The organism is Kribbella sp. NPDC051936, assembly GCF_040680955.1.
Lineage (GTDB): Bacteria > Actinomycetota > Actinomycetes > Propionibacteriales > Kribbellaceae > Kribbella.
In genome coordinates this window covers 325,858-343,731 of record NZ_JBFAXS010000003.1, presented here as the reverse complement: position 1 = coordinate 343,731, position 17,874 = coordinate 325,858, and the positions used below count along the sequence as shown (strand labels likewise).

Annotated in this window: 14 protein-coding genes; 7 read left to right on the top strand and 7 right to left on the bottom strand. The window is 69.2% G+C overall.

Features of this window, described 5'->3' with window-relative positions; translation table 11 throughout:
• The first annotated feature begins 14 nt into the window (after positions 1-14).
• Positions 15-1,103 (top strand): aminotransferase class V-fold PLP-dependent enzyme, encoded by a 1,089-nt coding sequence (locus AB0L64_RS11860; RefSeq protein ID WP_363710136.1) that lies wholly within the window; start codon positions 15-17, stop codon positions 1,101-1,103.
• Between the two features lie 126 nt (positions 1,104-1,229).
• On the opposite strand, the gene AB0L64_RS11855 is transcribed toward AB0L64_RS11860, so the two are convergent.
• Positions 1,230-3,323 carry a DEAD/DEAH box helicase gene (locus AB0L64_RS11855; protein WP_363710135.1) on the bottom strand — a complete coding sequence of 698 codons (2,094 nt, stop codon included), beginning with the start codon at positions 3,321-3,323 and terminating at the stop codon, positions 1,230-1,232.
• 369 nt (positions 3,324-3,692) lie between these two features.
• Between AB0L64_RS11855 and soxR the strand changes: the two genes are divergently transcribed.
• Positions 3,693-4,169, top strand: a complete 477-nt coding sequence (soxR, locus tag AB0L64_RS11850; protein ID WP_355695902.1) for a redox-sensitive transcriptional activator SoxR — start codon at positions 3,693-3,695, stop codon at positions 4,167-4,169.
• Here the strand turns inward: soxR and AB0L64_RS11845 are convergent.
• The gene (locus AB0L64_RS11845) at positions 4,166-4,750 is read right to left on the bottom strand and encodes a helix-turn-helix domain-containing protein (RefSeq protein ID WP_363710134.1); all 585 of its coding nucleotides are present in this window, start codon (positions 4,748-4,750) and stop codon (positions 4,166-4,168) included. The genes soxR and AB0L64_RS11845 overlap by 4 nt on opposite strands.
• A gap of 54 nt (positions 4,751-4,804) precedes the next feature.
• Here AB0L64_RS11845 and AB0L64_RS11840 point away from each other — a divergent pair, with 54 nt between their 5' ends.
• The 3 genes from AB0L64_RS11840 to AB0L64_RS11830 all read left to right on the top strand — a co-directional run bounded on the left by AB0L64_RS11840 (position 4,805) and on the right by AB0L64_RS11830 (position 8,468).
• Positions 4,805-5,698, top strand: a complete 894-nt coding sequence (locus tag AB0L64_RS11840) for an alpha/beta hydrolase (protein ID WP_363710133.1) — start codon at positions 4,805-4,807, stop codon at positions 5,696-5,698.
• A 163-nt stretch (positions 5,699-5,861) separates the two neighbouring features.
• Entirely contained in the window at positions 5,862-6,554 is a 693-nt protein-coding gene (gene snpA / locus AB0L64_RS11835) for a snapalysin (RefSeq protein ID WP_363710132.1), read from the top strand.
• A 135-nt stretch (positions 6,555-6,689) separates the two neighbouring features.
• Entirely contained in the window at positions 6,690-8,468 is a 1,779-nt protein-coding gene (locus AB0L64_RS11830; RefSeq protein WP_363710131.1) for a sialidase family protein, read from the top strand.
• On the opposite strand, the gene AB0L64_RS11825 is transcribed toward AB0L64_RS11830, so the two are convergent.
• Positions 8,452-9,480 (bottom strand): LacI family DNA-binding transcriptional regulator, encoded by a 1,029-nt coding sequence (locus AB0L64_RS11825; protein WP_359934117.1) that lies wholly within the window; start codon positions 9,478-9,480, stop codon positions 8,452-8,454. The two genes, AB0L64_RS11830 and AB0L64_RS11825, sit on opposite strands and share 17 nt — an antisense overlap.
• A 223-nt stretch (positions 9,481-9,703) precedes the next feature.
• On the opposite strand from AB0L64_RS11825, the gene ugpC reads away from it, so the two are divergent.
• Positions 9,704-10,783, top strand: coding sequence for a sn-glycerol-3-phosphate ABC transporter ATP-binding protein UgpC (gene ugpC / locus AB0L64_RS11820; RefSeq protein WP_355695889.1), 1,080 nt, complete (start codon positions 9,704-9,706; stop codon positions 10,781-10,783).
• Between the two features lie 18 nt (positions 10,784-10,801).
• On the opposite strand, the gene AB0L64_RS11815 is transcribed toward ugpC, so the two are convergent.
• Positions 10,802-11,782 (bottom strand): glycosyltransferase family 2 protein, encoded by a 981-nt coding sequence (locus AB0L64_RS11815; protein ID WP_363710130.1) that lies wholly within the window; start codon positions 11,780-11,782, stop codon positions 10,802-10,804.
• A gap of 105 nt (positions 11,783-11,887) precedes the next feature.
• Here AB0L64_RS11815 and AB0L64_RS11810 point away from each other — a divergent pair, with 105 nt between their 5' ends.
• On the top strand, positions 11,888-14,398 hold the full coding sequence (locus tag AB0L64_RS11810) for a YfhO family protein (protein ID WP_363710129.1): 2,511 nt from the start codon (positions 11,888-11,890) through the stop codon (positions 14,396-14,398).
• Here the strand turns inward: AB0L64_RS11810 and AB0L64_RS11805 are convergent.
• From AB0L64_RS11805 to AB0L64_RS11795, 3 genes are all read right to left on the bottom strand, one after another.
• Positions 14,391-15,380 (bottom strand): ABC transporter permease subunit, encoded by a 990-nt coding sequence (locus AB0L64_RS11805; protein WP_363710128.1) that lies wholly within the window; start codon positions 15,378-15,380, stop codon positions 14,391-14,393. The two genes, AB0L64_RS11810 and AB0L64_RS11805, sit on opposite strands and share 8 nt — an antisense overlap.
• Entirely contained in the window at positions 15,377-16,300 is a 924-nt protein-coding gene (locus tag AB0L64_RS11800) for an ATP-binding cassette domain-containing protein (RefSeq protein ID WP_363710127.1), read from the bottom strand. Before AB0L64_RS11800 ends, AB0L64_RS11805 begins: the two co-directional genes overlap by 4 nt.
• Before the next feature lie 811 nt (positions 16,301-17,111).
• Positions 17,112-17,828, bottom strand: a complete 717-nt coding sequence (locus AB0L64_RS11795; protein ID WP_363710126.1) for a hypothetical protein — start codon at positions 17,826-17,828, stop codon at positions 17,112-17,114.
• Positions 17,829-17,874: the final 46 nt, after the last annotated feature.

Genomic DNA, 17,874 nt, shown 5'->3' with positions numbered 1-17,874 from the left:
CGCTCGGCAACACCATGAGCATCCACGATCGTTATCGGTTGAGTGTGGTGATCAACGCCAAGGGGACGTACACCCCGCTGGGGGTGTCGAGGAGCTCCGACGGGGTGGCGGCGGCGGTCGCACAGGCGTTGCCCGAGTTCTTCGACATGGACGAGCTCGGCGACCGGGCCAGTGAGGCCATCGCGCAGGTGACCGGCGCCCAGGCCGGCGCCGTCGTGCACTGCACCGCGGCCGGTGTCACGCTCGCCGCCGCGGCCACGATGACCGGCGGCGACCCCCGGCGGACGGCGGCGTTGCCGGACGCAACGGACATGCACAACCGCGTCGTGCTGCCGGCCTGCCACGTCATCGACTACGGGCACTCCAACCTGCAGGGAATCAGGCTGGCCGGCGCGCAGGTCGACCTGGCCGGCGACGAGGACGGCTGCACGATCGACGATCTGGAGGCCGAGCTCGACGGCCCGGACGTCGCCTGCCTGATGCTGGTGTCGTCGCGGTTGACGCGCGGCGAGCCGATCGACCTGGTCGCCGCGATCCGGGCCGCGCACCGCCGCGGCGTACCGGCGATCATCGACGGCGCCGCGCAGTTCCCGCGGATCGCGGACCTGCTCGCGACGGGCGCGGACCTGGTGCTGGTGAGCGGGCAGAAGTACCTCGGCTCGCCGACCGCCGGACTGGCGGCCGGGAGCTGGAGCCTGGTGCAGGCGCTGCGGGCCCAGGAGAAGGGCATCGGGCGGCTGATGAAGCCGACGAAGGAAGCGATCGTCGGCGTTCTCGCGGCCCTCGAGGAGTGGCAGGCGTTCGACCGGGTGAAGTGGGAGGCCGACGAGCTCGCCAAGGTGGACGCGTTGGTCGACGCGGCCTCGCGGATCCCCGGCATCACTGCCGTGGCGGTGCAGGATCCCACCGGCCTGCAGGTGTCCCGGGTCCGGCTGACGGTCCCGGACGCGAAACGCGTCGCCACCGAGCTGGAGGCCGGCACACCACCGATCTACGTGATGACCGACCGCGTGGCCGAGGACGAACTCATGCTGGAGCTCGTCCCCCTCGACGCGGACGAGATCGCCGCGGTCCTCGCCCGCCTCTGGGCCGTCCTGACCTGACCGCCTCCCGACACGTTTGAGGGGTTAACCCCCGACCGTGCCCCTTCACAGCGTGCATGCAAGGTGTGAAGGGGCAGCTTGCGTGGTTAACCCCTCAAATGGCGACTGGGGCTCAACGCCGGCGGCTCAGTGCTGGTACGACTTCCCGTCGGTACGGCGGGGGCCGTTGCCGCTGCGGCGGGGGCCGTTGCCGCCGCGGCTGTAGTGGCCGCCTCCCGGGCGGGTGCTGCCGAAGCGACGACCGCCCTTGTTGCCGCGCGGCTTCGGGGCCGGCAGCTTCACCGGGTACCCGGACGGCTTGTTGCCGCCGGTCAGCTCCGTCACGAGCTCGTCGCCCGGACGCGCCCGGACCGGCTCGGCCTTCACGCCGGCCGACTCGGCCATCCGCATCATCCCGCGCCGCTGGTGCGGCAGAACGAGCGTGACGACGGCGCCCTTGCCGCCCGCACGCGCCGTACGGCCGGCGCGGTGCAGGTAGTCCTTGTGCTCGGCCGGCGGGTCGGCCTGGACGACCAGCCCGACGTCGTCGACGTGGATACCCCGGGCCGCGACATCCGTTGCCACGAGCACCGGAACGGAGCCGTCCTTGAACTGCTCCAGCGTCCGGTTCCGTGCGCCCTGGGCCAGGCCGCCGTGCAGGGCCGCGGCCATCACGCCGCGGTCGCGCAGCTGGGTCGCGATCCGGTCGGCGCCCAGCTTGGTACGGACGAAGACGATGGTCCGGCCGTCACGACTGGCCAGCTCCGCGGTCAAGGACTGCTTGTGCGCCGGCTCGATCACCAGCAGGTGATGCTCCATCGTGCTGACCGTCGCCTGCCCGGACTCGGTCGAGTGCTGCACCGGGTCCTTCAGGTAGGTCCGCACGATCTTGTCGACGTCATTGTCGAGAGTCGCGGAGAACAGCAGCCGCTGGCCCTCGGCGGGCGTCATGTCGAGCAGCGTGGTGACGGCCGGCATGAAGCCCATGTCGCACATGTGGTCGGCCTCGTCGAGGACCGAGATCTCCACCGCGCCCAGATCCGCCGCGCCCTGCTCGCACAGGTCGATCAGGCGGCCCGGGGTGGCGATCAGCAGGTCGACGCCACGGCGCAGCGACTCGATCTGCTTCGGGTAGGGCAGGCCGCCGGCGATCAGCTTCAGCGACACGTTCATCACGTGCGCGAGCGGCTCGAGGGCGTCGTGCACCTGCATCGCGAGCTCACGGGTCGGCACCAGGATCATGCCGCGCGGACGGCGCGACTCGGTCCGGCCGCCGGCCAGCCGCATCAGCGTCGGGAGACCGAAGCCGAGCGTCTTGCCGGATCCGGTCTGGCCGCGGCCGAGCACGTCCTTGCCGGCCAGCGCGTCCGGGATGGTCGCCGCCTGGATCGGGAACGGCGTGGTGATTCCGTCCCGGGCCAGCCGCTGCACGAGCCGCGGCGCGAGGCCGAGCGCGGCAAACTGGTTGTCCTCAGCAACAGTACCGAGGTCCACCGGCTGCTCCGTACGCTCGTTCCGCCGGTCGTCCCGCTGCACTCGCTCGTCCCTCCGATAGCTCTTGTCGTCCCGCTCGAAACGGGGCCGGTCCTCCCGGCTGTACTGCGACCGGTTGTCCCGGTTGTACTGCGGACGGTCGTCGCGGTTGAAGCGCGGACGCTCATCCCGGTTGAACCGCGGCCGGTCGGTCCGCTCACCCTGCGAACGGTCGTCCCGCCGGTACGACGAACGCTCGTCGCGGTTGTACTGCGGACGGTCGTCGCGGTTGAAGCGCGGCCGCTCATCGCGGTTGTACTGCGAACGGTCGTCGCGGTTGAAGCGCGGCCGCTCATCGCGGTTGTACTGCGGACGCTCGTCACGGTTGAAGCGCGGCCGCTCGTCACGGTTGTACTGCGGACGGTCATCGCGGTTGAAGCGCGGACGCTCGTCACGGCTGAACGACGAACGGTCGTCGCGGTTGTCGGACGAACGGTCGTCGCGGTTGAAGCGCGGACGGTCATCGCGGTTGTACTGCGGGCGGTCGTCGCGGTTGTACGGACGGTCGTCGCGGTTGCGCTGGCCGCGGTCGGGGCGGGGCTGCTCGGAGCGGTAGCCCTTCACCGGCGCACGGTCCGCGCGCGGTGCGTCGTACGTCGCGTCCGCGGCCATCCGCTCGCCGTACGACTGGTTCTGGTGCTTCTTGTGCCGGGGCTTCTTGGTCCGCCCGTCGGCGGACTCGGGGTCGTGCTGGTGGTGCTGGGTCACGCAAACTCTCTCTCGGATTCACGGACGATTGGCGCCGGATCGCAGCCGCACGTGAGCGCCGGTCACGAAACATGACCGGACAAGCTACGTACTTCAGCAGGAGACGGGCATCGACCTGCGGGTGCTATCGCGTTGCACCCATGTCGCCGGGATCTTCAGCCGGATGCTGAAACCGACGGGTCGGAGCGCCTGGGAACATCTCTGGTGACGCGACGCGCGCACCGACACCAGAAAAGTATAACCGATCGTGACGACCGCCCCGACCACCCGCCGCGGACCAGACCACCCGCCCAACTGGTGCTCTCGGCACCCGTCGCCACACAGTTCAAGCGTTGTTGAGTTTTTGGAATGCCGTCCTAGGGTGGCGGTATGGGAGAGGAGAACGTCCCCAGCAAAGAGCATTGGCTCTCGATCGGGGAGATCGCGCAGCGGTCCGGGGTGGCGGCGTCGGCGTTACGGTTCTACGAGGATCAGGGACTGATCGCGTCCCGGCGGACGGCCGGCAACCAGCGGCAGTACCAGCGCAGCACGCTGCGGCGGATCGCGTTCGTGCAGGCGGCGCAGCGGGTCGGTCTCGCGCTCGCCGAGATCAAACAGGCGCTGGACTCGCTCCCCGAGGACCGCACGCCGACCCGCGCCGACTGGAGCAAGCTCTCGAAGTCCTGGCGCAGCCGCCTGGACGAGCGGATCTCCGAGCTCGAACGGCTCCGTGACGACCTCGACTCCTGCATCGGGTGCGGCTGCCTCAGCCTCCAGCGCTGCAACCTCTACAACAAGGAGGACCGCCTCTCCACCCGCGGTCCCGGCGCCCGCCTTCTCAACGTCGGCATCCCCGGCGAGGCCTAACTCAGGAACCCACGCTCGACCACGTCGACCAGCAGCTCGGCGGCGGCCGCCGCGTCGTACGCCGGATCGGCGAGCGACTCGGCCACGATCGCGTCGATTCCGCCGCCGATCAGCAGCGCGGCGGACCGCAGATCCACCGGCTCCGTCAACCCGCGGGCAGCACGGGCCGCGGCCAGCAGGTCCGCGACCGCGGACCAGCGCGCCTTCGAGTCGGTCAACGGCGCCACCGACGTCATCGCCTCGATGAGCATCCGCACATGCCGCGGCCGCTCCCGCAGATGTCCGACCATCGACCGGACGTACGCCGACACGCCGTCCGCCGGACCCGCGGCCTCGACAGCCGCGCCGACGGTCGCCACCACCGCCGCCAGCACGTGCTGATAGGCGGCCTCGACGAGGGCCTGTCTGGACGGGAAGTGGTACAGCACGCCGGCCTTCGTGATCCCGGCGCTCTCCGCGATCCGCCCGAGCGACGCCGCGGCGTACCCGCGATCCGCGACGAGCTCGATCGTGACGTCGACCAGCTGCGCGCGGCGGGCTTCCTCGGTGAACGTCAGGTTCCGGCCGCGCGCTGAAGGCATGGACTCAACTTACCGTAGGGTGGGATTACCTACCAAGTGGTTAGGAGACCTCCGATGCCCAAGAATCCGGTCGGTCACTGGAACAGCGCTTCCGGGTACGACGACTACCGCTCGAAGTACGACGCGGCGATGCGCGACGTCCCGGCGCCGGCGACGGTGCACGACATTCGCACCGAGTTCGGCCTGGTCCGCGTGTACCGGTTCACCGGCGCCCAGGGAAACCGCCATCCGCTGGTCCTGCTGCCGGGCACCTCGTCGGGCACGCCGGTGTGGGCCGACAACCTGAAGTCGCTGCTCGCGATCACCGACGGCTACGCGATCGACCTGCTCGGCGAGCCCGGGATGAGCATCCAGAGCAAGCCGATCACCTCCGACGCCGACAAGGCCGCCTGGCTCGACCAGACGCTGGCGGCTCTGCCGGAGAAGCGGTTCAACCTCCTCGGGCTGTCCATCGGCGGCTGGACCGCGATGAACCTCGCCGTCCGGCTCCCCGACCGGATCGCGACGGTCACCACCCTGGACGCGGTCTACGTGTACGACGGGTTGCCGCTCGAGGTCGTGATCCGCTCGCTGCCGGCCACGGTGAAGTGGCTGCCGCGGTCGTGGCGGGACAACTTCAACTCCTACACCGCCGGCGGCAAGCCGGTCGAGCACGTGCCGGTGGCCGACATGATCGAGTCCGGCATGAAGAACTACACGATGCGTCAGCCGCAGCCGCACCGGATCACCGAGGAGCAGTTGGCGGACCTGCCGATGCCGGTGCTCGCGATCATCGCCGGGCGTTCGGTGATGCATGACCCCGCGAAGGCCCGCAGTACCGCCGAGCGCGCATTGCGTACGAAGACCGTCGCGTTCTACCCAGACGCGTCGCACGCGGTCAACGGCGAGTACCCGGACCGGATCGCGAGCGACCTGCGCGGCTTCCTGGACACGCACGACACCCCATAACCACAAAGCTATGGGCGGCATAGAACGATCGGCCCGGTTCGCGGGTTAACCCGAGGGTTTTCCGCGATCCGATGCGAAATCCGGTGAGTCTTGGCAGCATCCGTTGGTAGCGATCGGTGATCCGCCCGTCGCTATCCGCCACCGATTCGGAGTGAGGCCCTCCATGTCGCATCGCCGTATCCTGACCAGCTTCGCGGGGCTCGCCGCCGCCGCGCTGGCCGTGCCCGCGTTGGCAGCGTCCCCCTCGACTGCCGCGCCGGCCACCGACCACACCGTCGCCACCGTCTCCACCGCTGCCACCCGGGCGGCGTACGTCGGCTCGCCGCAGGACGAAGCCGCCACCAAGGCGTTCTACGACGCCGTCATGAAGTCCGCGCGGGCCAAGATGGCGCAGCAGGCGAAGTCGGGCCGCAAACCCACCGCGGTGACCGTCACGTACGCCGTCGACGCGCCGACGTTCGCGTCGCAGATCTCCTCCAGCACCCAGATCTGGAACTCGTCGGTGAGCAACGTGAAGCTCGTCGAGGGCAGCAACTACGACTTCTACTACACCGAGGGCAACGACCCCCGCGGTTCGTACGCGTCCACCGACGGCCATGGCGGCGGATACATCTTCATCGACTACGCGCAGTCCCAGCAGTACGACAAGACCCGGATCGTCGCCCACGAGACCGGCCACGTGCTCGGCCTGCCGGACCACTACTCCGGCCCGTGCTCCGAGCTGATGTCGGGCGGCGGCCCCGGCCCGTCCTGCACCAACCCCTACCCGGACTCGACCGAGCGCTCGAAGGTGAACCAACTCTGGGCCAACGGCTTCGCCGCCGCCGGCACCTCGGCCTTCCACACCTCCAAGTAGTTCCCCGAATCCTCCGGCCCGGAGCCGCCCGGCAGGGGACGGCACCGGGCCGGAGCTTTCCTGCAGGACATAGGACGTACTACGACACGCCGGGAACCCGTCGATTCGCGCCGGTTCTCGCGAAGACTGGTGCGCATGAGATTCCGCCGAGCGGTGCTTGCGCTTCTCGTGATGGTTACGGCCTGTCTGACGTCTCCGGCGTACGGCGCAGGTCTGGAGGGAAAGGCGATCCTGTCGCCCGGAACCGCGGGGTACAGCTGTTTCCGGATCCCGGCTCTGGTGCGCGGGAACGACGGCACGCTCGTGCTGTTCGCCGAGGGCCGGAAACCGACCTGTGGTGACCTCGGCACGCACGACGTCGTGATGGTGCGGTCGACGGACGGTGGTGCGACCTGGACACAGCCGCAGGCCGTGCATGCGGGCGTGAACTCGACCGCGCACAACCCGGCGCCGATCGTCGACGCCGACACCGGTCGGATCACGTTGCTCACCACGCGCGACTACAACACGGTGTGGGCGCAGTACAGCGACGACAACTGGGCAACCTGGAGCGCACCGCGCGAGATCACCAGCAGCGTGAAGCTGCCGGAATGGAGTAGCTACGCGACCGGCCCGTCGCACGGCATCCAACTGCGACGCGGACCGCACACCGGCCGGTTGGTCGTCGGCACGCACTACTCCACCACTGACGGCGACCACAAAGGCGGCGCCCTCGTCTACAGCGACGACAGCGGTACGACGTGGCACCTCGGAGCCCATGACAACTCCGCGGATCCGGCCCTCCGCGTCCAGGAGTTGTCCGTCTTCGAGCGCCCGGACGGCTCCCTGTTCGCCTTCGCCCGCGACGAAGGCGGCACCAACCCGTCCACGGTCGCGTCGGCCGTCTCGAGCGACGCCGGCCAGACCTTCTCCACAGGCTTCCACGCCGACGCCGCCGAGCAGAGCCTCGCCGTACCGACCGTGCAGGCGTCGACGCTCGAGCTCAGGGCGACCGATCGCGGCGACCGCTACAACCGCGTGCTGCTCGCCACGGAGACCCGCCAAGGGACGACCCGGGAGAACCTCACGATCCGCTCCACCTTCAAGGGCGGCACGGAGTGGGTCGACCCCGGCGGCGGCACGGTCGTCTACAGCGGCATGGCGGCGTACACCGACATGACCCGGATCAACGACAGCACCGTCGGTCTCGTCTACGAACGCGCCGCCAACTGGTCGCACGGGTACATCTGGTTCACGACCTTCACCGAGTCCGACCTCGGTCTGCCCGACGGCAACACCGCCGGCGTACCCACCACACCCGATGCCTCCGGCAACAACCTCGACGGCTACCTGCGCGGACCGGTGCCGGTGGCCGGCAAGTTCGGTACGGCGGTGTCGCTCGACGGCGCCGACGACTACGTGCAACTCCCGTTCGCCGAGCAGCTCGCGGTGAGCAGCGGCGACTTTACCTGGACCGGCTGGTTCAAGTACGGCGCCAGCACCGCCGACCAGCCGCTGCTCTGGGCCTACAACCAGGGCGACGTCTACTCCCAGCTCTGGCTCCGCGCAGAACCGTCCAAGAACCGGCTGCGAATTCTCGCCCAGAGTGGCGAGACCGCAATCACCCTGCAAACCAGCAAGCCCTACAACGACCAGGCCTGGCATCACTTCGCACTGAGCCGCCAAGGCAGCGCCTTCACCCTGTATGTCGACGGCGTGGCAGCCGCCAGCGCTACGGGCAGCATCGGATCGGTCAGCCCCAAGCGTCCGTTCCAGATCCACCTGGGGCAGCGCTTGGACGGCCTACAGAACCTCAAGGGCGCGCTCGACGACTTCAGGCTCTACACACGCGCGTTGACGCCGGCAGAGATCTCCGGGATCTACACCAGCAACGCGACGACGGCCCCCGGCTTACGGCTCAGATACCCGTTCTGACCGGGCCGGTCGAACCACGGACGACGAGTTCCGGGCGGAACAGGAACTCGGTATGGGGTGTGGTGTGGCCGCGGACCTCTTCCAGCAGGGACTGGACCGCGGCCAGGCCCATCGCGTGCACAGGCTGGCGGATCGTGGTCATCGGCGGGTCGGTGAACTCCATCATCGGCGCGTCGTCGTACCCGACCACCGAGACGTCCCCGGGCACGGTCAGACCGCGCTGCCGGGCGGCGCGGATGACGCCGAGCGCCATCATGTCCGAGCCGCACACGACCGCGGTCACCCCGGCGTCCAGCAACTGCCGGCCGGCCGCCTCGCCGCCCTCGACACCGAACATGCTCAGCGCGACCATCGGGTCCAGGTCCTCGTCCGGCAAACCCAACTGGGCCTTCATCGACGTCCGGTACCCGGCCAGCTTCCGCTGCACGACGATGAACCGCTCCGGACCGGACGCGAACCCGATCCGCCGGTGCCCGAGGGCAACCAGGTGCGAGACCGCCAGCTCCATCGCGGCGTACTCGTCCGAGGACACGAAGGGCGCCTCGACCGACGGCAGCCAGCCGTTCACGAACACCACCGGCAAGTGGCGCTCGACCAGCAACTGGTACCGCTCGTGGTCCGCGCCGGTGTCCGCGTGCAGGCCGGACACGAAGATGATCCCGGAGACGCCGCGCTCGAGCAGCATCTCGACGTACTCCTCCTCGGTGGCCCCGGACGGGGACTGCGTGCACAGCACCGGGGTGTACCCGCGCTGCGACAACGCCGACTCGATGACCTGAGCGAACGCCGGGAAGATCGGGTTGATCAGCTCCGGCATCACCAGCCCGATCAGCCCCGCCGACCGGCGCCGCAACCGCGACGGCCGCTCGAACCCGAGGACGTCGAGCGCGGTCAGGACCGACTGCTTGGTGTCGTCGGCCACCCCCGGCTTCCCGTTCAGCACTCGCGAGACCGTCGCCTCACTGACCCCCGCCTTGGCCGCGATGTCCGCCAGCCGTGCTCTGCTGCTCACGCCCGGCACTGTACCCAGCCACCTGTGACTTTTCAGCAAGATCCTGCAAGAACTTGCAAGCTGCACACGAGTGTCCACAAGGTGAACAGAACGGACACGTCACACGCCGTACACCTTGTCAGGACGAGCCGGGCCGGGCGAGGATAGGCGGACTCCCCCGCCCCGGGGGAACCTTTACTCGGATCGTCCGGCACGTTCCTGCCGGTGAAGGGAAAGAACAGTCATGGCTACTGTGTCGTTCAAGGCGGCAACCCGGATCTACCCCGGTGGTGACACCCCCGCCGTCGACAAGCTCAACCTCGAGATCGAGGACGGCGAGTTCATGGTGCTCGTCGGCCCGTCGGGTTGCGGCAAGTCCACCTCGCTCCGGATGCTCGCCGGCCTCGAAGAGGTCAACGAGGGTTCCATCTACATCGGCGACCGCGACGTCACGCACCGTCCGCCGAAGGAGCGGGACATCGCGATGGTGTTCCAGAACTACGCGCTCTACCCGCACATGTCGGTCGCGGACAACATGGGCTTCGCGCTGAAGATGCAGGGTGTCTCCAAGGAGGACCGGGCGAAGCGGGTCGGCGAGGCCGCCAAGCTGCTCGGCCTGGAGGAGTACCTCGACCGCAAGCCGAAGGCGCTGTCCGGTGGTCAGCGCCAGCGGGTCGCCATGGGTCGCGCGATCGTCCGTAACCCGCAGGTCTTCCTGATGGACGAGCCGCTGTCGAACCTCGACGCCAAGCTGCGTGTCCAGACCCGTACCCAGATCGCCGAGCTGCAGCAGCGCCTCGGCGTCACCACTGTCTACGTCACCCACGACCAGGTCGAGGCCATGACGATGGGCGACCGGGTCGCGGTGCTCAAGGACGGCCTGCTCCAGCAGGTCGACACCCCGCTGAACCTGTACGACAACCCGAAGAACAAGTTCGTCGCGGGCTTCATCGGTTCGCCGGCGATGAACCTGATCACCGCCGACATCGCCGACGGTGGCGCCAAGGTCGGGGACTACATCATCCCGATCGGCCGCGACATCCTGGCCAAGGCCGGCAGCGACAAGACCCTGACCGTCGGCGTTCGCCCGGAGGCCTTCAAGGTCGCCGACGAGGGCCTGCCGGTGAAGGTCGCCGTCGTCGAGGAGCTCGGCGCCGACGCGTACCTGTACGGCACCGCGGAGCACAACAACGAGCACCAGCAGATCGTGGCGCGGATCGACGCCCGGATGCCGGTCGAGAAGGGCTCGACGGTCCGCCTGGCGGCGGTGCCGGACAAGCTGCACCTGTTCTCGACCTCCACCGAGGAGCGGCTCACCGCCTGATCCTCGGCAGTAGCTGTCCTACCGGCCCTGGGTGGTTCGTCCGCCCGGGGCCGGTGGTTTGTTGAGCCGGTCGGCCGGGTCCACGTTGGTCTGCTTGAGCAGGTAGTGCGGGCGCTTCTTGGTCTCGTAGTAGATCCGGCCGATGTACTCGCCGATCACGCCGAGCATCACCATCTGCAGGCCGCCGAGTCCGACGATCGCGGCGATCAGCGTGACGTAGCCGGGCATGTCCACGCCGCGCACGATCGCGGCCACGAGCACCCACACGGCGTACCCGGCGGCGACTGCGGTCAGCAGCAGGCCGACGTAGATCGCCATCCGCAGCGGCTTGCTGTTGAACGACAGCAGCCCATCGAATCCGTACTCCAGCAGGCGCCGGAACGTCCACCGGCTCTTGCGGTCCGGCGGCGCCTTCACGTTGTCGTACTCGAACAGGATCGACTCGAACCCGATCCAGGCGAACAGCCCCTTCGAGAACCGGTTGTACTCGTTCAGCTCGAGCAGTCCGTCGACCGCGCGCCGGGACAGCAGCCGGAAGTCGCCGACGCCGTCCACCAGCTCGACGTCGGCCCATTTGTTGATCAGCCAGTAGTACGCCCGCGCGAACAGCGTCCGGCTCGCCGGGTCGCCGGTCCGGTTGCGGCGCGCGATCACCTGGTCGAAGCCGCGCTCGTACTCCTCCAGCATCCGGCCGATCAGCTCCGGCGGGTGCTGCAGGTCGGCGTCCATGATCACCACGGCGTCGCCGGTCGCGTACCGCAGACCGGCCAGCATCGCGGCCTCCTTGCCGAAGTTCCGGCTGAACGACAGGTACCGCACCGATTCGTCGCTCGCTGCCAACCCGACGAGTGCGTCGAGCGTCCCATCAGAACTACCGTCGTCGACATACACGATCTCGTACGGCCGCCCGGTCCCCGCGAGCTCGTGGCTGAGCGCCTGATGGAACCGCGAGATCACCTCGACCTCGTTGTAACACGGCACCACCAGACTCAACCGCATCGTTGTCTCCATCCGCCCCGCACGCCGACCGTGATGCGATTCTTGTCCATACCGGAACTACCCGCTAGCTTTGGCGACCGAACGAGCGGAACGAAGGGGCGGCCAATGGTTTCCGAGGACAGTGCTGAGGGAGGGACTGTCCGGCGGCGATCGGCGTTGCTGCCGGCCGCCGTCGCAGCTGTCGTGGTGGCGGCGGTGTTCGCCGCCTCCGGAATCATCCGCGGTACCTTTCCCTTCGGTTCGCTGTCCCGCAGTACCAACGATCTTGGCACGCAGTACATCCCTTTCTTCGCCCATCTCTGGGACGTCCTGCACGGCCGGGCCCAGGGCGATCTGCTGTTCAACTGGCAGAGCGCCTTCGGCGTCGGCTTCCTCGCGGACGTCGGAGTCGATCTCGGCAGCCCATTGTCACTGCTCGTGGGTCTGTTCCCCCGGGACCAGATCGATCTCGCCGTCTACGTCGTCACCACCCTCAAGCTGAGTCTCGCCGCGGCCGCGATGGCCGCTGTACTTCTCTCGATGCGCCCGGGACCCCGCTGGGTTGCGGCGATCCTGGGTGTTTCGTACGGCGCCTGCGGCTGGGCACTCGACGACGGATCCTACGTGCCGATGTGGCTCGACGGCCTGATCGCCCTGCCGATGTTCTTCCTGGTCGCCGAGTGGTCACTGCGCCGTACCAACCGGCTGCTGAGTGTGCTGGTGGTGGCCGTCTTCTGGCTGTCCAACTTCTACACCGCCTACATGGCAACGATCGCGGGTGGGATCTACCTGCTCGCCCGGCTGCTCAGCAGCGACCTCAGCTGGTCGCTGCGCCTCCGGTCGGTCGTGCGGCACGGCGTCTCGTTCGCGCTCGGCATGGCGCTGGTGGCGCCCGTCCTGCTCCCGATCGTCACCACGAACCGGGCCGCAACGCCGTCCCCGTCCGGGATCTTCCACGCGTCGGCGATCGACCTGTTCCTGTCCCGGCTGCTGCCGCTGTCCGAGGGCGTCGGCCGGACCGCCAGCCTGTACGTCGGCACGATCGCGCTGCTGCTCGCGCTGACGATGCCGTTCAACAAGTTCGTCCCGTGGCGGGAGAAGGCGGTCTGGGTCGTCACGATCGTCGCTGTCGGCTGGTCGTTCCGCTGGGCGCCGACGCAGGAGTTCTGGCACGCGTTCGACACACCGAACGGCAGCCAGTACCGCGAGGCGTTCGTGCTCTGCGGCCTGCTCGTCGCGGTCGCCTGGATCTCGGTCGCGCACAAGCTGCCCGGGCCGATCGCCCTGCTGGGCGGGGCGGCGCTGCTGGCGCTGATCGCCGTCCTGTCCGAGGGAAGCCCGCTGCTGACCGAGCACTGGCTGATCGTGCTGATCGCCTCCGGAGCGCTGACCGTGGTTGCGTTCGGCATCATCTGGACGTTGCGCCGGATCCCGGGAACCCGCCGTACCAAGTGGCCCGTCGCGGCAGCGTTCGGCGTACTGCTGGCGGTCGTCGCGGTGGAGACCACCTGGACCGCGGTGATCACCGACGTGCAGCGATCGAAGGTGCTCAGCACGTCGGCCGCGCCGTGGGACGACAAGCAGACCGCGCGGTACGACGCGCTGCGCGACGCCGGCGGGTGGCCGGCGTACCGGACCGAGCCGGGGACGTCGATCACGCCGAACGATCCGATCCTGCTCGGCGGGCAGGGCGCCGGGCAGTACAGCAGCCTGCTGCCGCACTCGGTCAACCAGATGATGACCGAGCTCGGCTTCGGCTGGTCCGGGTACGGCCGCGCGGCCCACACGCTCGACAACCCGGCGACGGACGCGATCTTCTCGGTCGGCGCGCGGATGCGGCTGATCGGCGACGGCGCCCCGGAGATCGGCCGGGCGACGGTGCCGCCGCTGGTCACCGTACGGCGCCGGCTCGACGCCGCGGTGCCGCTCGACACCAACGCCCCGAACGCGTACGCCGCGCAGGAGCGGCTGCTCGGCAGCAAGGTGTACGAGGTCCCGGAGTACAAGGGCACGCGGTTCGCCGGCGGTGACGTCAAGCTGGTCGCGAAATGCGCGCCGGGCAGCTCGGCGTACCTGTTCATGCCGCGGGTCGGCGGCCGCGCCCGGCTCGCCGAGGGCCGCTGGTGGGAGCTGAGCTCGACGCGCCGGCCAGGCATCAACACCAGCAGCGCGATGGTCGGGCTCGGCACCGTGCCGGCCAACGGCATCGTGCTCATCGAGGTCAACTTCGGCGACGCCCCGCAGGGCATCCCGCCGCGCAACGCGATCGGTTGCCTCAGCCCGGCGGCGCTCCGCAAGGCAGTGAAGTCGTTGCGGGCGACCGGGGCGACCGACGTGAAGGCGAGCGGCCACTCGCTGCACGCGACCTTGCCCGCGGACAGCAAGGGCTGGGCCGTCATCGGCGTACCGAAGATCAGCGGCTGGACCTGCCGGGTCGCCGGCGGCAAGCCACAGACCCCGCGGAACTTCGGCGGTCTGATGGCCGTTCCGTTGACCGGTGCGGCGGACCGGGTCGACTGCACGTTCGTGCCGCCGGGGCTGCGCCGCGGGCTCGCGATCGGCGCGGCCGCCGCCGTGGCCACGCTCGGGATCGTGCTGATCGGCGCGGTACGACGGCGGCGGCGGACGGCTAGTTGACGTCGCGGCGGTTGAAGACCCAGGCGCCGAGCAGGACCACGACCGCGGTGAGGGCCGCGAGGTACCACGCGCCATGCTCGAAGGACAGCGTTTTCTGCACGTAGTCGCAGGCGTAGCTGCCGTCGCCGCCGGCCTTGCATTCCGTCACGTAGTACTGCGTGTCATGCCGCACGAAGGCGTCGAAGTTGAGCTTCACCAGCCACGGCTGGGCCTTCTCCAGGAACGCGGCGAACACGCCCTCGGCGAGCACCAGGTAGGCCATCACGACACCGATCGCGGCGGCGGTGTGCCGGAGCAGCAGGCCGACCACACAGCCGAGCGCAGCCGCCAGCGCGGTGGTCACCACGGCACGACCCCCGATCGCGGCCAGGTCACCCCAGACCTTCCCCGTCGTACCGCCGGTGTCGCCCAGCTTGTCGACGATCAGGAAGGTTCCGAACAGCACGACGCCCAGAACGACCGCGGCCACCGGGACGAACCCGGTCGCGGTGGCGAGCAGCTTGCTGCCGTACACCCGCAGCCGGCGCGGCTCGAACGTCAACCAGTTGCCGATGGCACCGGAGCTGAACTCCGCGCCGAGGAAACTGGCCCCGATCAGGAACGCCGCGAAGGCCAGGAAGTACGACGAGCCCTGCAGCAGCTCCGGCGTGATCTGGCTGAACACGGTCTTCGGCTTGCCGAAATCCTCCAGCCTGGGCTCCGGGTACGCGCACATGTCCTCGAGCTTCGGCTTCGGGTCCGGCTGCGTCTTCCAGTCCGCCTCGCACTGCTTGCGCGTCTCGTCGGCGTGCTCGACCCACTCGTGGTGCGCGATCTCGAACTGCTGCTGGGCCCGCTGCTGCTCCGCGGCCGACAACGGCCGCGCGTCGAACCAGGTGGCCACCAGCAGCAGGATCGTGATCAGGAACAGGCCGGCGAGACCGATCACCGTCAACCGCCGCGCGGTCAGCCGCCGGAGCTCGACCTTGGTCAGGCGGATCATCGCAGCCCCTCACCTTCGGTCAGCTCCAGGTAGACCGACTCGAGATCGGCGCGGACCGGGACCAGCTCGGACACGTACAACTCCTGATGGGCCAGGCGCCGCGTCACGTCGGCCGGGTCGGGCGCGCCCTCGACGAGCAGGTACCTGCCGTCGGCGCGCACCGTCATACCGGACGCGGTCAGGATCCGGGTCGCGGCCTCGTGGTTGTCCACAGCAACCTTCACGGCTGCTGCCGTACCGCCGCCGATCACGTCGGTGACCGTGCCGGACGCGAGCAGCCGGCCGTGGCCGATGATCGACACCGTGTCGGCGACCTGCTCCACCTCGGCCAGAATGTGGCTGCTGACCAGCACCGTCTTCCCCTGCTCGCCGAGACCGCGCATGGTCTCGCGGATCTCCCGGATACCGGCCGGATCCAGACCGTTCGTCGGCTCGTCGAAGATCAGCAGGTCCGGCTCCTTGAGCAACGTGGCCGCGATCGCCAGGCGCTGCTTCATCCCCAGCGAGTACGACCGGAAGCGATCCCCGCCCCGTTCACCGAGCGACGTCTGCTCGAGCACCTCACCGACCTTCGTGCGCGGCGCACCGATCGCCTCCGCGAGCAACTCCAGGTTCTTCTCCCCCGTGAACGCCGGAAAGAACTTCGGCGACTCGACAATCGCCCCCACCCGCCCGACCACCTCCGGCAACCGCGCCGGCACCGGCTCGCCGAACACCGTCATCGTCCCCGCATCGGCCCGCACCAGCCCCAGCAACATCCGGATCGAGGTCGTCTTCCCCGACCCGTTGGGCCCGAGAAACCCGTGCACACCCCCAGCCGGCACCTCGAGATCCAGCCCCTGCACCGCCACCACCTTGCGCCCCCGCCGGGTCCGATACGTCTTACGCAACCCACGCGTACTGACGGCCACGTCGGACATCCACACCCCTCTCGTCGTTCAGCAGACGCACAGCGTCCCAGGTTTGTTCAGCAGAGGTGGTTGGGGGGTGGGGAGCTGGAGGCGGTGAAGGCGGGGGTGGTGAAGGCGGAGATGAATAGTCAGTCCCACGCGTGCGCTCCCACCCACCGGCTACCGCCGGCAGCGCGCGCCTGCCGCCGGGGTGGCGAGCTGGCGCTCGCGACGACTACTGGCTGGACGTACTGCCTGGCGCTCGCACCGACTACTAGGTGGAAGTGCTACTGGCGCTGGACGTGGTGGGTGGCGCTCGGCTTGATGGGTGGTGCTGGACGTGGTGCGCGGCGCTGGACGTGGTGCGCGGCGCTCGGCTTGATGGGCGGCCCTCGGCTTGATGGGGCGGCGCTCGGCATGGGCGATGGCGCTCGGCGATTACCCCAGCCGCGCGACGCGATCCTTCCCGGGCTCTAGTGCTCGTGCTCAATGGGGCCGCGGTCTGGCCGACCATCAAGCGCGACAGGTTGGAGGCCTGGGCAATCATCTGCCGCGCCGGCCGACGCTCGTGTCGATGTCCGAAGTCACCTGCGCAGACTCCACCTTCGAGCCAAGGCCTATGTCTGGCAGCAAAGCGCCTCCGCCGTCATACAGAAGTCGCAGTTGCTGCGGCGCTTCGAAGTGGGTCACAGCCGCAGGCCAGCCCGGCCCACGACGCCACACCGGCCGGTCGGCCTGGCCGGCTCGGCGGGTTACGCCGCGGTGCGAATACAGGGCACCCGGCTGACCGCGGCAGGAGGCAACCATCTGTGCTCCAGACTGTCTGGGACTTGTCCCGGATCTAAGGCCGTTCGCGGTCGGAGGCTGCTCTGCTGGTCGTTGGACCGTGGCGCAAGCGAGCGGTGGTCTGGCCGATCGCCGCGATCTGCCCGGCCAGTCGTGGATGGTTCTCCTGGAGATGCGGCTCGGCCTGTGCCAGTGGACCGAGCAGGGTGGTGGTGTCCGCGTCACCGAGTGCGGTGTGGATCTCGTCGGCGCGTTCCTGACCGGCGGCGTCGAGTCCCTCGAGCGCGCTGACCTGTGAGGCCAGCCGTCGCAGGTCGGCGGCATTGGCGTGCGCCCATTGGGTCACCGCTCGTTGGCCGGCGCGCCGGTCGCGGGCGGCCTGGATCCGCTGTTCTCCGGTCATTCCGGCGGGGTCGGCGCTGTGCGGGTTGACGCGTAGATAGCGGCGTTCGGCTGCCTGGCGACTGCCCACCCCGAGAGCGGGGGCGATCGCGGCCCAACTCGCGCCCTGGACGCGGGCCGCGCCGATGAGCAGCGGCTCCCAGGCGGCGAGCTGTTCCTGCAGGGCACGAAGCTTGCTCAGCGCGGCCAGGATGTCCGTGGCGCCGACGGACCCCCTGGGCCGGGTCTCAGACGCGTCGCGGGTGAGCTGCTGCACGACCTCTTCCACGGTGGCGACAGCGGCCGCCGCGGACTGCGCGCCGCCTGCGCTCTCCGCACTCTCCGCACTCTCTGCGCGCTCTCTGTTCCCCGTCGTCCGGACTTCCTTCACATGACCACCTCCTTCACCAAGTATGTCATCGGTCAGATGACATTTT

Excerpts from the sequence above, each read along its gene's own strand:
- AB0L64_RS11860 (WP_363710136.1), top strand. The coding sequence starts at position 15 with ATGAGCATCCACGATCGTTATCGGTTGAGTGTGGTGATCAACGCCAAG.
- soxR (WP_355695902.1), top strand. The coding sequence starts at position 3,693 with ATGGGAGAGGAGAACGTCCCCAGCAAAGAGCATTGGCTCTCGATCGGG.
- AB0L64_RS11845 (WP_363710134.1), bottom strand. The coding sequence starts at position 4,750 with ATGCCTTCAGCGCGCGGCCGGAACCTGACGTTCACCGAGGAAGCCCGC.
- AB0L64_RS11840 (WP_363710133.1), top strand. The coding sequence starts at position 4,805 with ATGCCCAAGAATCCGGTCGGTCACTGGAACAGCGCTTCCGGGTACGAC.
- snpA (WP_363710132.1), top strand. The coding sequence starts at position 5,862 with ATGTCGCATCGCCGTATCCTGACCAGCTTCGCGGGGCTCGCCGCCGCC.
- AB0L64_RS11830 (WP_363710131.1), top strand. The coding sequence starts at position 6,690 with ATGAGATTCCGCCGAGCGGTGCTTGCGCTTCTCGTGATGGTTACGGCC.
- ugpC (WP_355695889.1), top strand. The coding sequence starts at position 9,704 with ATGGCTACTGTGTCGTTCAAGGCGGCAACCCGGATCTACCCCGGTGGT.
- AB0L64_RS11815 (WP_363710130.1), bottom strand. The coding sequence starts at position 11,782 with ATGCGGTTGAGTCTGGTGGTGCCGTGTTACAACGAGGTCGAGGTGATC.
- AB0L64_RS11810 (WP_363710129.1), top strand. The coding sequence starts at position 11,888 with ATGGTTTCCGAGGACAGTGCTGAGGGAGGGACTGTCCGGCGGCGATCG.
- AB0L64_RS11805 (WP_363710128.1), bottom strand. The coding sequence starts at position 15,380 with ATGATCCGCCTGACCAAGGTCGAGCTCCGGCGGCTGACCGCGCGGCGG.
- AB0L64_RS11800 (WP_363710127.1), bottom strand. The coding sequence starts at position 16,300 with ATGTCCGACGTGGCCGTCAGTACGCGTGGGTTGCGTAAGACGTATCGG.